At 68.4% G+C, this 14,239-nt stretch carries 11 protein-coding genes; 6 read left to right on the top strand and 5 right to left on the bottom strand.

The genetic code is table 11. From position 1 onward, the window contains the following. Nucleotides 1-419: 419 nt before the first annotated feature. Together OHO27_RS42670 and OHO27_RS42665 are read right to left on the bottom strand one after the other, a co-directional pair. Nucleotides 420-1,073, bottom strand: coding sequence for a hypothetical protein (locus OHO27_RS42670; protein ID WP_328430249.1), 654 nt, complete (start codon nucleotides 1,071-1,073; stop codon nucleotides 420-422). 228 nt (nucleotides 1,074-1,301) lie between these two features. Continuing rightward, nucleotides 1,302-2,810, bottom strand: a complete 1,509-nt coding sequence (locus OHO27_RS42665) for an alpha/beta hydrolase (protein WP_328430248.1) — start codon at nucleotides 2,808-2,810, stop codon at nucleotides 1,302-1,304. Nucleotides 2,811-3,041: 231 nt separating this feature from the next. Here OHO27_RS42665 and OHO27_RS42660 point away from each other — a divergent pair, with 231 nt between their 5' ends. Together OHO27_RS42660 and OHO27_RS42655 are read left to right on the top strand one after the other, a co-directional pair. Continuing rightward, nucleotides 3,042-3,773 (top strand): MerR family transcriptional regulator, encoded by a 732-nt coding sequence (locus OHO27_RS42660; RefSeq protein ID WP_328430247.1) that lies wholly within the window; start codon nucleotides 3,042-3,044, stop codon nucleotides 3,771-3,773. A 375-nt stretch (nucleotides 3,774-4,148) separates the two neighbouring features. Beyond that, nucleotides 4,149-4,826 carry an alpha/beta hydrolase gene (locus OHO27_RS42655; protein ID WP_328430246.1) on the top strand — a complete coding sequence of 226 codons (678 nt, stop codon included), beginning with the start codon at nucleotides 4,149-4,151 and terminating at the stop codon, nucleotides 4,824-4,826. Between the two features lie 127 nt (nucleotides 4,827-4,953). Here the strand turns inward: OHO27_RS42655 and OHO27_RS42650 are convergent, their stop codons facing one another. Next, nucleotides 4,954-6,408, bottom strand: a complete 1,455-nt coding sequence (locus OHO27_RS42650; protein ID WP_328430245.1) for a glycoside hydrolase family 43 protein — start codon at nucleotides 6,406-6,408, stop codon at nucleotides 4,954-4,956. A gap of 458 nt (nucleotides 6,409-6,866) precedes the next feature. Between OHO27_RS42650 and OHO27_RS42645 the strand changes: the two genes are divergently transcribed. The 3 genes from OHO27_RS42645 (at nucleotide 6,867) to OHO27_RS43335 (ending at nucleotide 11,338) form a co-directional block, all read left to right on the top strand. Then, nucleotides 6,867-9,644: a glycosyl hydrolase gene (locus OHO27_RS42645; protein WP_328430244.1), complete on the top strand. Its 2,778-nt coding sequence runs from the start codon at nucleotides 6,867-6,869 to the stop codon at nucleotides 9,642-9,644. Nucleotides 9,645-10,002: 358 nt separating this feature from the next. Continuing rightward, the gene (locus tag OHO27_RS42640) at nucleotides 10,003-10,704 is read left to right on the top strand and encodes a bleomycin resistance protein (protein WP_328430243.1); all 702 of its coding nucleotides are present in this window, start codon (nucleotides 10,003-10,005) and stop codon (nucleotides 10,702-10,704) included. Nucleotides 10,705-10,813: 109 nt separating this feature from the next. Continuing rightward, nucleotides 10,814-11,338 (top strand): glycoside hydrolase family 15 protein, encoded by a 525-nt coding sequence (locus OHO27_RS43335; protein WP_443059678.1) that lies wholly within the window; start codon nucleotides 10,814-10,816, stop codon nucleotides 11,336-11,338. A 188-nt stretch (nucleotides 11,339-11,526) separates the two neighbouring features. On the opposite strand, the gene OHO27_RS42635 is transcribed toward OHO27_RS43335, so the two are convergent. Continuing rightward, the gene (locus OHO27_RS42635; RefSeq protein WP_328430242.1) at nucleotides 11,527-12,570 is read right to left on the bottom strand and encodes a YihY/virulence factor BrkB family protein; all 1,044 of its coding nucleotides are present in this window, start codon (nucleotides 12,568-12,570) and stop codon (nucleotides 11,527-11,529) included. A 265-nt stretch (nucleotides 12,571-12,835) separates the two neighbouring features. Continuing rightward, a complete protein-coding gene (locus OHO27_RS42630; RefSeq protein WP_328430241.1) occupies nucleotides 12,836-13,036 on the bottom strand; it encodes an MbtH family protein in 201 nt (66 codons plus the stop codon). A 94-nt stretch (nucleotides 13,037-13,130) separates the two neighbouring features. Between OHO27_RS42630 and OHO27_RS42625 the strand changes: the two genes are divergently transcribed. Beyond that, entirely contained in the window at nucleotides 13,131-14,231 is a 1,101-nt protein-coding gene (locus tag OHO27_RS42625) for an alpha/beta hydrolase-fold protein (protein ID WP_328430240.1), read from the top strand. The last annotated feature ends 8 nt before the right edge of the window (nucleotides 14,232-14,239 follow it).

Raw genomic sequence — 14,239 nt, 5'->3', positions numbered from 1 at the left:
TGGTGCGCGTCGGCGCCCACGACTGCGTTCGCACGGCCAAGGGCGCCGGCGACGTCCCGCCGAGTACACAGCCGTGGACGCCGCCTATCGGGACAAGAACGGGCGCTGCACCGCCATCGTCAAGCACATCCTGACCGACCGGGCCCGCGACTCCACCCTCCGGCTCTGGCGCCGCGAACTCCCACCAGCGCAGGGCTCGGCGGCGCCGATTCACGCGGTAGGCCCTCCACGTCGAGCGCCCGGCCGCCGATGTGGGGGCAGAGGTGGGCAGAGGCGTGGGCGCGCTGGAAGTCGTGCTGCGCGCGCAGCCGGGCCGGCTGGTGAAACCTGACAGTCGATTTGACCCCGCTCCTCATCGGCGTCCCCGCCCCCAAGACCTGATGCGCCTGCTCGGAATGGGCAGGCGACCGCGATGAAGTTCATCCCGCTCCGCCGTCGAGCAGCCAGCTGTAGCGCAGGCGCAACGCCCGCTCGGTGCTGGCTGCCACAGTGGCGAAGCCGAGCGCGATGTTCCCCCACTTCGGTAGATCGATGGGCGAGGTAAAAGTCCCGGTGTGCTGCGCGATGTCCTCGGACTTGGTGAGCTGTTCGGCGATTTGTGGGACGAGGATGCCCAGGGCGGTGACGAGCACGCACAGCGAGAGGAGGCCGACCGCGTGGCTCAGTGCGGGGTGCTCGCGTTCGAGGCGTGCGCGGCGCCCCTCGGCGGAGTGGGGGGCCGGGACGAGCTGGTACTCAGGACCGTTGTCGGTGACGTAGTGGCAGCGCTTGACCCCGAAGGCGCTCATCCGCACCTCCACGGTGCCGCCCGGGACGGGGAAGGCGGCGGGGAGTCTGGACATGGCGTGCTGCCTGCCGTCGCGGTACAAGTGGGCCTTGAGGTTGTCGGACCCATGGTTCTGCCAGTGCCTGACGTCGACGGCGTAGACCGTATGCCTGCCGTCGTCGCTCGTCAGCCGGAGATGGAACAGCGCACGGAAAGGCAACTGCCACCAGCGGAAGTGCTTCAACGGTCGCCCGTCCCCGGGCTTGACCCGCTGCACCGCCCGACGCCGCCGCCACTCCTTGATCATGCTTTCACTCCTGTGACTTGCTCGGCTCGACCGCGCAGGTGAGATCCTGTGGCGGCGCTGTTCGATGGTGAAGAACGCCGCCGTGGTGTCGTTAGCACGCGCGTTGACCGGTTTGTTCGGTCCGGACACGCACAGTCCGATGCTCGCCAAGGACCCGCCCAGCATTGGGTGGCGCTGCCCGTCGACCGCAGCCAGGCGGACCTTCCGCTCCGTTGACTGGTCCGGGGATCAGCCTGCGCGGCAGAGCATGTCCTTTCCGGGCATCTTGCCCTCGACGAGGTAGCGCGTGGTGGTGTTCAACGCGCAGGCGTTGTCGCCGAGGACGTAGGCGCCGTGCCCGGTGTCGTCGACGCTGAGCAGCCGGGATCGGTCCGCGAACTTCTGGCGCAGCATCTTCCCGCCGTCGTGCGGTGTCGGCGCGTCGCGGAGGTTCTGGACGAGCAGCACGTTCCGCGGTCCGTCGTCGTTGACCGCGACCGGCGGCTCGGCCGGGGCGTACGGCCAGAAGGCGCAGGGCGTGATGTTGGCGGCGGCGGCGCCGAACAGTGGATAGCGCTCGCGGTCGTTGGCGACGCCGTGCCGGTAGGTGTCCACGTTCTTGGGCCACTCGACGTCGTTGCAGGTCACGGCGGCAAATACCGCCAAAGGGTTGTCGATTGAGGACGGCGCCTTGCCTGCCGTGCCGTTCTGCGTCGGCAGGCGGCGGGCCGCCGTGTCGTCGCCGCCTGCCAGCGTCTGCCACTGCTGAGCGAGCTTGGGGTACTGCATCTTCTTGAACAGTTGGCTGAAGGTGTACTGCCGCAACAGACTGCCGTCGAAGCCTGCGACCGGAGCCTTGTCGAGTCGCTCGGCGAGGGTGAAGTAGGTCTTGCGGACCTGCTCGGGAGTGCGGCCCAGGCCGTAGCTGTCGTGCCGGGCGGCTGCCCACTTCGCGAAGTCGGGGAGCGACTGTTCCATCCCGAGGGCGTAGCGGCGCAAGCCGTCGCGGTCGAGGTGGGTGTCACCGATGTTGCTGTCGAGCACGATCCGGTCGGAGCGCTCGGGGAACATCGACGCATAGGCGGCGCCCAAGGCCGTGCCGTAGGAGTAGCCCAGGTAGCTGGTCTTCTCCTCGCCGAGCGCGGCCCGGATGCGGTCCAGGTCGCGGGCGGTGTTCGCCGTGGTCAGCTGGCGCAACAGTCCGTTGCGGTCATTGCGCTCGCACTGCTCGGCCACCTGCTTGGCGACCTTCGCCCGTGCGGTGACCGCCGCATCATCGACCGCGTAGGGAGGAATGTTGGCGGTGTAGGGGCCGTCGGGCGTGAACCCGCACGTGACCGGCGCCGAGTGCCCGATGCCGCGGGTGTCCATGCCGATCAGGTCGTAGCTGTCCAGGACGTCGGCGGGAAGACCCCGGGCCACCAGCAGCGCGGGCAGCGCCAGTCCTGAGCCTCCGGGGCCACCTGGGTTGAGCATGAGTGATCCGCGCCGCTTGTCAGGGTTCGTGCTGGCCAGCCGGGAGAGCATGAGGTCGATCGCAGTGCCCTCGGGGTCGGTGTAGTCCACCGGCACGGGCACGGTGGCGCATTGCAGCTCGGTCGGAGCCGCTGCGGCCACTACGTCCTCGGGACACGTGCCCCACCGCACCTTCGACGCCTGTGGATCGTCCGCGACGGCGGGCGGCGCGGCCAGCGAGGCGCTGATGCCGAGGACGAACGCCAGAGCCGAGCTCTGGCCAATAATGCGTTGTCGTTTCATGTCGAGTCTCCGAATGCCCGTCTCGCGGCTGTGGTCGCCACCCATCGCACTCCGTGCCCTTGGGGCATGGTCAACACCGTCTCGCTGGTGTCCGGGGCCGGCGCGGCCGAGGGTTGACCATGCCCCAAGGGCATGGTCTTGAATGGACCGTCTCCCGGAGACAATCTCGCCGAGCGGGGCAGGACACCGACGGCGACGAGGGACGGAGAACCCCCAGGAAAGGGCCTCCCGGTGGCGTGGAGCACAAGTCAGCTGGCCGAACTCGCCGGCACGACACTCAAAACCGTCCGGCACTATCACGAGATCGGGTTGCTGGACGAGCCGGAGCGAGCGTCCAACGGCTACAAGCGGTACGGCGTCGAGCACCTGGTCCGCCTGCTGCGCATCCGCAGGCTGGTCGACCTCGGCCTGCCGCTGTCGGACATCCCCTCGGCCGAGGCCGGCGACGAGAGGGCAGAGCAGATCCTGCTCGCCCTGGACGCAGAACTCGCGGCGAGCATCGAACGCCAGCAGCGGATGCGACGGGAACTGGCGGCGATTCTGGAGAACCGGGCCTCGATCGATCTGCCGGCGGGCTTCAAGACACTCGTCGACGACCTGCCGGAGGCGCAGCGGTCCCTCCTGCTCGCGTACTCCAGCGTTCTCACCCCCTCGGCGATGTCCGCGATCCAGGAGCAGCTCTCAGCGCCTCGCAGCGACGTCGCCGCACAGTTCGAGGCCCTCCCCGCGGACGCGCCCGAAGGCGTGCGGAGGCAACTCGCGCAACGCCTTGCGCCCGAAGCCCGCAAACAGCAGAACGACCACCCGTTCCTGCGTGACCTGGAGGCCTCCTCCCGCCGGGGAGGGGCGATCACCCAGTCGGTTGTCGTGCAGGCATTGGTCGAGTTCTACAACGAGGCCCAACTCGACGTCCTGCAACGCGTGCACGCATTGCTTTCGGAGGAGGACGCTGCCGGGCCGTGACGACGCTACGCGGCCCGGGGCCGAACCCATCCGGCCCATCTCAGGCTCCCGCCTATGCCCCATGGGGACCGGCGGTTCCCGCTCAATCACCGATGCCGCCGGGCGGCTGATCTACGGCTCGCGCCCCCGGCTTCGGCCTGACACCGACGGGTTCCCGGATTCCGGGCCGAGTCCACCGTCAACCCCAGCACATTGCGGAACCCAGAACCTTTCCCGGGGCGCTGACAGCGCGCCCTGGAGCGGAGCACTCTGCCAACTGATGAACAGCACTGCGTTGCGAGGCGACGTCTACGCTGCAGGACGGCCTGCGACGCTTGTTGATCAGCGATCGATCCGGATCCCGCTGGGGTCGAGCGCGCCACTTGAGGAGGATGAATGGGCGGCAACGAACGCACGTCCGCGTCCGCGGCTACGCGGAAGAGCGCAGCCGCACTCCTGACACGGCGCAGCCCACGCTCGGTTCGCGCAGCCGTGTTGTTCCTCCACGGCGGCAAGGCGCACAGTCGGTCCACGTCGCGCGGGTGGTACCCCTCACCGGTCCGGATGAGACCCTTCGTACGGGCAGTCGCCGCGGCTGTGCCGGATGACGATGTCCTGCTGGCGGAGGTGCGCTACAGGGTGTGCGGCTGGAACGGTCACGACGCTGATCCTGTCCGCGATACCCGGCAGGCGCTCAGGGAACTGGCCGCACTGGCCGAAGACGTACCGGTCGTCCTGGTCGGCCACTCCATGGGAGGCCGGGCGGCGTTGCGCGCGGCCGTCGCCCCGCGGGTACGGGCGGTCCTCGCGCTTGCGCCCTGGTGTCCGGAAGGGGAGCCGGTGGCCCACCTGCGAGGCAAGGACGTGATCGTGCTCCACGGTGACCGCGACCGAGTCACCGATGCGCACGCGTCGGCGTCGTTCGTGAGCCGCGCGCGTGCGGCCGGCGCACGGGCCGAGCTGAAGATCATGGCCGGTGGGGGCCACGCCATGCTCCGTCGGAGCGGACACTGGCACCGCACCGCCGCGTCGGCCGTGGTCGGCCTGCTGGCCGACGCGAACGCGATCCGATGAGCCGTTAGCCGCAGCCCCGCGTGCGCGCCGGACAGACCGGATGGCACGGATGTACCGCGGTGGCTGCGGCAGGGGAGACTCCCACCCGCCTGCAGACGGCCCGTTCGTCTCCCCGGTTGGTGCACTGTCAGTCGATGTAGTCCTCGGCCCGGTCCACGCTCACGAACGCTGCCACGGAGGAGGAATTACGTTCCCCAGTGACGCGGACCTGCAATGTGTGCGCGCCGTGCGGCAGGCGTGGACTGAGGTACTGAAGTGTCTCACCGGTGCGGATCGCTCCGTAGAAGTCGACGCGTTGTTCGGCACCCCCGTCGATGCGGATCGCCGCGATTCCGTTGCCCGTGTCCTTCACGGACAGCAGCGCGATCCTGGTGCCGGTGAAACTGAACGTCGCGGTGCTGCCGGCCCGATCACTCCAGTGATCGTCGCTCCAGAAGCACTGCGCCGCGCAGCCCGTGCCCGAATTCCAGGCACCTTGGTACGTCACCGTGCCGCTGCCACTGGAACGGCCGTCATCGTTGATCCAGTAGTTGCCCGACCCGGGGTCGCCGGCGGGCAGGTCCTGTGTGGCGCCCAGGGCGAGCGGGGTGCCGAGGTCCGGGCTGCCGTCGGCACGCCAACCGATCTTCTGGGCACGGGTCGTGCGGTTCGTGTAGGTGAAGTCGGACGTGGTCTTGGCGTGATAGATGATCCAGTCCTCCGTTCCGTCGGGAGAACGGAAGAAGGCGTGGTGGCCAGGACCGAACACGCCCCTGGCGTCATTGCGCGAGAAGACGGGCCCGCTGTGCTGGGTCCAGTTGCCGGGAACCAGAGGGTCGGCGTTGTCGGGCAGGGACATCATCCACACCTGATAGTCGGGCTTGCCGGTGTCGCACGCCGAGTACGTCATCCAGGTGCGGCCGTTGCGGTACAGGAACTCGGGGCCCTCACGGACCTCGGGGCATCCTCCGGCCCCGTCAAGGGCAATGGCGTTGCCGGAGACGGTGTAGGGGTTCGACAGGGGCGCGATGTTCAGGCCGTTGTGCTGGTAGGCGTTGATGCCGCTGTAGGCGAGGTACAGCTTGCCGTTGTGCTGGAGGATCCCGGGGTCGATGGCGAAGTCGTCGGTGTGGTTGGGCGGGGTGAGCTTCGCCTTGAAGCGGTACGGCCCCGCCGGGTCGTCAGCCTGCGATTCGAGGACGTACAGCCGGTGATGGTCGTCCACCCCGTCATTCGCCGTGTAGTACATGTACCAGCGGTCGTTGAAGCGGTAGAACTCGGCTGCCCAGATGTGCTGGTTGCGTGAGGCGTCGGTGTCCTTCCACACGGTGATCGGGTCGGTCGCGAGCAGGGTGCTCAGCGAGGCGGAGCGCCACATCTTGATGCTGTCACCCTGAGTGGTGGTGAGGTGGTAGGCCCCGTTCGCGTACGTCACGAACGGGTCCGGTCCTGTGTTGAGGGGATTGCGGAAGGTTCCCGCCGCTGCGGCCACCGGTGCCGCGTCCGCCGTGCGGTCCGTGGCCGTGGCCTGCGGAACCCAGATCAGGCTGACGAGCAGGGCGAACAGGGCGGTCACCAAAGTGGTGACGGAGCGAACGCGCATCGGCGACTCCCCAACATCTCTCGAAGTGCCTTGGCTTACCGACCTTGCGGACAGCGCAACAGGAGCTGGCGGTTGTCTATGGCACCACAGTCATTACATCGATGTAAAGAGCGGCCACTGCGCCGCGCGATAATGGGTGACGGCTCGTCACCCGATCTGGCGCACCGACGACTTGCGAGGGAACGGGCAGAGCCGGACGGCGGCAGCCCTGGCCCCAGGCGCGGGGCGTTCGGCCAGACCTACCGAGCAGGGGAACTGCCAGCCGGAGCACTGGACTGCACCCACCGGGAGCCGACTTCACCGACAGGCATCATCAAGGGGCGAAGACATAACGGACTTCGTTCGTCGCCAACTCCCGGGCTCGTTCAATGGATTGACACGTGCATTACATAGGCTTTACGTTCCGGCCATCTGAGAGCGCTCTCAGACTCCTCTTCTGTGAAGACTTGAGGTGCCGCATGCCATCCCCACGCACCAGACCGGCCGTCATACTGCTGCTGGCCTCAGCGCTCGCCGTCGTCGGCCTGGTCCCGGCCGCCGTACCGGCGGCCGCGGCTACCGTTCCCGTAGGCTCCGGCAGCTACTCCGACACCCGGCCCCCCGGCACATCGGGCCCCACCACCAACACAGGAACCCCCGTCACTCCCAAGCTGACCACAGCCGCCCGGAACCGGCCCGTGCCCACCAACGACTGGTGGTCCTCCCTCGCCTTCCAGCGCTACGGCGACAACCCGTGGTCGACTCCCATGTACGGGCACCCCCTCACCTACCAGGCCACGGCCGGCGGGCTCGACGTCGGCTACCCGACGTCGCCCGCGATCGTCGGTGACGGCCGACAGTACGAGTACGCCCACAAGCGCGACCTCACGATCGGACTGACCGGCCTCAACTCCCCTGACACCAAGGCCGACGACTGGTCCGACTGGACGGTCACTCCCCTGTGGTCCGACGGTGCCCGAACCCTGCGCACCACCATCGGCCACGGCTCCCCGTTCGTATACGCCAAGGGTTCCGGCGGCAACGCCCAGATCACCACCGCCGGTGCGCCCACCGTCTTCGCCGACCAATCCAACGTCCTCGGCATCACCGTCGGCGGGCACCACTACGCCCTCTTCGCGCCGACCGGCAGCGACTGGAACGTCGCGGGCTCCACCATCACCGCCGGTCTCGGCTCCAAGGACTACTTCTCCGTCGCCGTACTGCCGAACACCGACGCACTGGCGACCTTCAAGAAGTACGCCTACACCTTCGTCACCGGCTCCAAGGTGACCTGGAGCTACACCGGTGGCACCGTGAACGCCACCTACACCCTCACCACGGAGGCGAAGGAAGGCACCGAACGCGGCGCACTCCAGGCGCTCTACCGCCACCAGTGGCTGAACACCACGGACGCCCTCACCTCCTACACCTATGTCTCGCCGCGCGGCACCATGAAGGTCCGCGAGTCGGCCGCGTTCACCACGAGCCAGAAGGCGGCGGCGGTACTGCCCGCCCTGCCGAAATCGAACGGTGTGGACGCAGCTCGGCTACGCGGATACCTGAACGAGGTCGTGAATGCTGCCGACCCCTTCTCCGGGGCTACTGACACGTACTGGACCGGCAAAGCCCTGGGCCGCCTCGCCCAACTCGTGCCGGTGGCCGAGCAGATCGGTGAGACCGGCATCCGCGACCGGCTTCTCGGCCTGATCAAGGGCAAGCTCCAGGAATGGTTCACGGCCGGCGGCGCGAACGAGTTCAGCTACGACAAGGACTGGAAGACCCTCACCGGCTATCCCGCGTCCTACGGCAGCGACACCGAGCTCAACGACCACCACTTCCACTACAGCTACTACGTCTACGCGGCGGCGATCGTCGCCCAGTACGACCAGGGATGGGTCGCCGAGTCCGCATGGGGCGGCATGGTCAAGACCCTCGTACGGGACACCGCCAACCCCAGCCGCACCGACAGTTCCTTCCCCTTCCTGCGCGGCTTCGACGTCTACGCGGGCCACAGCTGGGCATCCGGCCATCAGGGCTTCGCCGCCGGCAACAACCAGGAGTCCTCCTCCGAGTCCACCAACCTCAGCGCAGCCCTCGTCCTGTGGGGCTCCGCCACCGGCGACACCTCGCTGCGTGACCTCGGCACCTACTTGCTGACCACCGAGTCGGAATCCATAGCCCAGTACTGGTTCGACGCCGACGAGCAGGTCTTCCCCTCCTCGTTCGGGCACGACACGGCGGGCATGGTCTGGGGCAGCGGCGCAGCCTACGCCACCTGGTGGACCGCCAACCCCGAGGAGATCCACGGCATCAATGTCCTGCCCGTCACCGGCGGATCACTCCATCTCGGCGGTGAGAAGGCCGCCATACGGCGCAACATCGCGGAGATGGAGCGGGAGAACGGAGGCCCGGCCGTCGAATGGCGCGACATCCTCTGGGAGTTCCAGTCCATGGCCGACCCGGCGACGGCCAAGGCGAAGTGGGACGCGGGCAACGCCGGATACACCCCGGAACAGGGAGAATCGAAGGCCCACACCTACCACTGGATCAACACCCTCGACGCGCTCGGCGCCCCGGACGCGACGGTGACCGGTGACATCCCCACCTCCGCCGTCCTCACCAAGGGGACGGCGCGCACGTACGTCGCCCACAACCACGGATCGTCGGCCCGTACCGTCACCTTCTCGGACGGCAAGACCCTTTCCGTGCCGGCTCGTTCCACCGCGACCGGTACCGGGTCTGGGTCGCAGGATCCCGACCCCGACCCCGACCCGCCGACCGGGAACAGCTTCCAGCTGCGCAGCGGTGGCGTCCTGACCACGGCGACCGATGGCACTTTGGGCAGCGACACGATCGCATCCGCGGGAGGCGCCAACCACGACGGCAGCCCGCACCAGCCCCTCGTCTACGAGGTCCGCGGAGTCAACGGCACACTCACCCAAGGCGTCGGAACCACTTTCCGGCTCCAGGTGGACGCCGACACCACGGTCGGGCTCGGTCAACAGGCGCGCGTCAGCTACGACCTCACCGGTGACGGCACCTTCGACCGGGCCGAGACGTACAACTACTTCGCCACCGACCCGGTCGCCGGGTGGGAGGAGTACACGCAGACGCGCGGTCTCAAGGCCTCCACGGGCACTCTGGGCAACCTCAAGGGCGGCACCGTACGTCTCGAAGTCTGGAGCGCCATCGGCAACGGCGCCGCAAAACTGCAGACAGGCACGGACAAGTCCGTGTTGGTGATCCCCTTCAGCTGATCCGCGAGAGCCATGCGGCGGCGGGCAACGGAGCTAGTCCGTTGCCCGCCGCACCGACTTGCCCGGACAGTGATCACTCGTCCTGCTCCGGGATCCACGCGCCTCATCCGCCTCAAGCCACCGTGGAGCTGGTGAGGGCTACTCACGCGGGGCTACGTGAACGCCCTGTGGACGCCAGCCGGAATGATCGCGGAGTGCTCTCCCTGCCCCACACCGAGCCCGTAGCCGCCTGGGCCGGGGTGGGACGGCGGAGCCGAGTCCATTGCCACGAGGCCAGATCGTGGGTATCCCGACCGCCCGGCCGTTGGACTCCTTGCAGCGCCTTTACCCAATAGTCAACTTTGACTAGTGTGCAGGTATGAGTGAGAAGACCATCCCGATCCTTCCGTGCCGGACCATCCAGCCCGTTCTCGACTTCTACACCGCCCTCGGGTTCGAGGTGACCTTCCAGCAGAAGAGCCCCAACCCGCACGCCGTCGTGCAGCGCGGTGGCATCGAGCTTCAGTTCTTCGGGATGAAGCAGTACGAGCCTGCCCAGTCATTCAGCACGTGCTACATCCTGATCGACGACGTAGCCGGGCTGCACGCCGCCTTCCGGGCCGGACTCAAGGCGGCCTACGGGAGGGTTCCGACCCGCGGGCTACCGCGCATCGGGCCACTCAGGGACATGTCCTACGGCGTGCGCCAGTTCCTCATGACCGACCCCGGCGGCAACTGCATCCGCATCGGGCAGCAGACGAGCGAGGAACCGCACCACCGGCCCGCCCCCAAGGAGACCTTCGCCCGTGCCCTGCACCACGCGCTCCTCCTGGCGGACTCGAAAGAGGACCCGGCAGCCGCCGCGAAGATCATCGACCGGGTGCTGCACCTTGAGGACGAGCAGCCCACACCCGTGCAGTTGCTTCGCCTCCTCGTCCTCCGCGCGGACGTCGCCCAGCGTCTCGGCGACAACGGGACCGCGACGACGGCCCTCACCGAGGCCGTCGCGGTCAACCTCACCGCCGAGGAGCGGGAGACGGTCCATGAAGACCTCGAGCGCCTCCAGGAGCTGCGGGCCTAGCCGACAGCGTGCGTGGCGGCCGCGTCTGCCTCGGCACCAAACACACGGCCGCACCGCGTAGGGCATACAAGCAGAAGGCGCGGCCGCCTCGCCGTACAGCTGGGTGCCAATGGAACCTGCCGCACCGGCACCAGCGGCACGCAGGCCCCGGTCGGCACAACGAAGTCTCTCCACCAAGGCGGAGGGACTTCGTTGCTGTCTTGAGTCGGGAGCGGTCAGCGTGACAGACGCCCTCGCCGTCGACCGGGCGTTGACACTGGCGGACGATCTCGACGCGTCCGATCGCGTGCACGAGTGGACTTCGACCAGGGATGAGATCGCGGCCGCGATCGAGGAGAACGGGTGGGACGGAGAGGCCGGAGCGTACACCCAGGCATACGGGTCGGGCGTTGTCGATGCCTCCGCGTTGATGATGCCCGTCCTCGGCTTCATCCCCGCCGATGCCCCGGATGCGGGCCACCATAGACGCCGTAAGTGCGCAACTCACTGGCGGGAACGGTCTGGTCTACCGGTCCGTGGGGGCCGACGATGGGCAGGTCGACTCCGTCAGCGGCCACCTTCTGGGCAACTTCCCACAGCGTTCAGCCACATCGGGCTGATCAACGCCGCTTGGGCCATCCACCAGGCCACCTGAGGAAGGCAGACGCTCGGCAGGTGGTTCCGGCCATGAGCCATACGCCGGAGTGACGTGACGGTGTTGCACGCCCGCGAAGGCGGTGCAGGAGGCCGGAGGCCAGACGGGGTGCTCCTGAGTGGGCAGCGCCCCGCTCCGGCCAGAAGCCCGCGCAGGCGTCGCAGCCGGCGACCTATCGCGCCCGCGGGTCACCGTTCGCCCTTCTGCAGTTTGACAAGCTCGGCGTTGAACTGGGCGCCGGTCAGCAGGGCGAGGTTGGACACCCACAGCCACACGAAGAAGACGATCACCCCGGTCAACGAACCGTAGAGGCGGCTGTAGGTGCCGACGAGGGAGGCGTAGAGGGCGAAGCCGACGGACGCGATCAGCCACAGGACCACGGCGAGGGCACCGCCGAGCGCCCTCTGAACCAGACCGCGCGCCTGGGCCGGTCCCGTATGGAACAGCACCCAGACCAGAACGGCGGTCAAGAGCAGGAGCAGTGGCCATTTCGCGATGGCCCAAGTGGTGTCGGCGGCCTCGCCCATACCCAGGACTCGGCCGACGGTACGCGCCACCTCTCCAGTAAGCATGAGCGCCCCGGCGCTGGAGACGAACAGCACCAGGAGCACAAGAGCCGTGATCACGTTGCGGGGAGCGGTCCGCCACACCGGTCGACGGTCCTCGACACCATGCATGGCGTGCAAAGCCCGACGGAACACTGCCAGGTAGCTCGACGCTGACCACAGTGCACCTGCGGTCCCGAAACCGACCACAAGCCATGTAGCCGTATGCCGGTCGGCCATGTCATTGAGGGCGTTCTCGATCACGGCACGCGACTCCGCCGGTACGACAGCGTTGACGTTGCTGATGAGGTCCCGGACGGTCGCGGCGCCGGTGAGGCCGACCAGCGAGACTGTGACGAGCAGCACCGGAAAGATCGAAAGCACCGAGTAGTAGGTGAGCGAGGCGGCCCAGTCGGTCACGTCGTCGTTCCAGATGGAGACCGGGGTCCGCCGCAGGGCCGTCAGGTTTCGCCGGTGTCCGTCGCCACGCTCCCGGAATCCCGGTCCCTCGGCTGCACGGGTCGGGGCTGTCCAGGGGTGGGCGACCTCGGCGTCGTGTTCGTGGCGCGGCTCGTCCGCCTCGGCGTGAGGCAGTTTGGGCGCCACCGGCCTGGCGCGGTGCGCCGCCGAAACGGGGAGCCGTTCCCAGAGCCTTGCGCTGAGAATGACCGATCCCAGCTGTCGCACCGTACGCACCATGCAGGTTCGGATACCCGCCGCCGCTGCTCTCACCCGGACCTGGCCGTGGTGATGACGACGGTGGCGTTCATGCAGCTCCGACCGGGGCATTTCGTCAGGGCCTCCACGACGCCCGCCTGTGCCGGGCGCGCCGACAGGGACCCTCGGCGCCCGGACCAGGAGTCACCCACGCGCTGTTCGAGCTGGGCTTCCGAGCGCCCCCGAACCGGCCCGGGGGCAGCCCTTCGCGCCGGGCGGCACGGACCCTGCGGACTCAGGCCGAGAGGGACCGGGGACGCAGGTCGGTCCAGTGGGACTCGATGTACTCCAGGCACGCCTCTCGGGTGTTCTCGTGAAAGACGACCGTCCATCCCCCCGGCACGTCGGCGAAGGACGGCCAAAGCGAGTGCTGGCCCTCGTCGTTCACAAGGACCAGGAAACGGCCTTCGTTGTCGTCGAAGGGGTTGGTGCTCATGGTGAGTGCCTCCTCAGAACGTCAACATTAGGTTAGCCTGGCCTAATTGACAGGATCTTAGCCGTCGCCGCTTCCCCCTCACAAGGAGACGTTGATGCCTCTGGTCACGGCCGACATGGAGAACGCCTTCGCCGAGTTCGGACTGCCCGGCAAACCGGGCACCGACGCGTTCTGGGCAGCGGCGGGGGCACCCCCGTCGGTGCCTGCCGACAACGGCGGTTGGGTGACCCTGTTCCTGTGGCGCGGGTCTGAAGCGAGCATCGACTTCGAGAGCTGGTCGGAGCCGGTCCCCCTGCGCCGATGGGGCGAAACGGACTGCTGGTACGCCGAGGTGAGCATGCCCGCGCGGCTGCGGGTGACCTACCAGTTGCGCGCGGGCGACTCCGCGTACGCCGACCCGTTCAACCCGGTGGGTGCGGGCGGTGACCGGTCCATCGCTGCGACCCCGGACGCCGCCGACCAGCCGCACTGGCCCGTCGTAGGCGCCGATGACGTCCTGCCCCTCCCACGCACGCGGATCCGCTGGACCAGCGAACGGCTCGGCGGGCGGCGTGCGGTACGAGTCCATCCGGCGGGAGGTGGTGGACCGGTCGTCTTGCTGCTCGACGGGGACGACTGGCTGTATCTGCATCCGGCCATGACCGCGTTCGACTCGGCCGTCGCCAGTGGCGAGATGCCCCCGGTCACCCTGGTGTTCCTGCCGGCCAAGGCCAGGGCGGCCGAGTTCGCGTGCAGGCCCGAGCTCTGGGAGGCGGTCCGGGACGAACTGCTGCCGCTGGTGACGGAGTCCGGCGTACCCGCCGACCCGGACCGGCTGGTGGTCGCCGGGCAGAGCCTCGGCGGACTGAGCGCGATGTACGCGGCGCTGGAGTTCCCGGACCTGGTGTCCCGCGTCGCCTGCCAGTCGGGGTCGTTCTGGTGGACTCCCGGCGCCATGGACCTGCCGGACCCGATGGGCGGCCCGGTCGGCGGCTCCATAGCCACGCGTCTGCGGGAGCGCCCCGACCTGTCCGGTCTACGGGTTGCGTTCGACGTCGGGGAACACGAGACACGGATGCTGCCCCACTGCGCACTGACCGAGTCCCTGACCGAACAGGCTCGTGCGACCGTACGGGTCTCGCGATCGGCCTCCGGCCACGACCGGGCGGGCTGGCGACATGCCCTGCTCAGGGATGTCGCCTGGGCCCTTGACTAGCCGGTCAG

This window comes from Streptomyces sp. NBC_00443 (assembly GCF_036014175.1).
Lineage (GTDB): Bacteria > Actinomycetota > Actinomycetes > Streptomycetales > Streptomycetaceae > Streptomyces.
The sequence above is the reverse complement of the archived record's forward strand: the minus strand, read 5'-3'. Positions and strand labels throughout refer to the sequence as shown.

Excerpts from the sequence above, each read along its gene's own strand:
- OHO27_RS42640 (WP_328430243.1), top strand. The coding sequence starts at position 10,003 with ATGAGTGAGAAGACCATCCCGATCCTTCCGTGCCGGACCATCCAGCCC.
- OHO27_RS42670 (WP_328430249.1), bottom strand. The coding sequence starts at position 1,073 with ATGATCAAGGAGTGGCGGCGGCGTCGGGCGGTGCAGCGGGTCAAGCCC.
- OHO27_RS42665 (WP_328430248.1), bottom strand. The coding sequence starts at position 2,810 with ATGAAACGACAACGCATTATTGGCCAGAGCTCGGCTCTGGCGTTCGTC.
- OHO27_RS42655 (WP_328430246.1), top strand. The coding sequence starts at position 4,149 with ATGGGCGGCAACGAACGCACGTCCGCGTCCGCGGCTACGCGGAAGAGC.
- OHO27_RS42625 (WP_328430240.1), top strand. The coding sequence starts at position 13,131 with ATGCCTCTGGTCACGGCCGACATGGAGAACGCCTTCGCCGAGTTCGGA.
- OHO27_RS43335 (WP_443059678.1), top strand. The coding sequence starts at position 10,814 with ATGGAACCTGCCGCACCGGCACCAGCGGCACGCAGGCCCCGGTCGGCA.
- OHO27_RS42645 (WP_328430244.1), top strand. The coding sequence starts at position 6,867 with ATGCCATCCCCACGCACCAGACCGGCCGTCATACTGCTGCTGGCCTCA.
- OHO27_RS42650 (WP_328430245.1), bottom strand. The coding sequence starts at position 6,408 with ATGCGCGTTCGCTCCGTCACCACTTTGGTGACCGCCCTGTTCGCCCTG.
- OHO27_RS42630 (WP_328430241.1), bottom strand. The coding sequence starts at position 13,036 with ATGAGCACCAACCCCTTCGACGACAACGAAGGCCGTTTCCTGGTCCTT.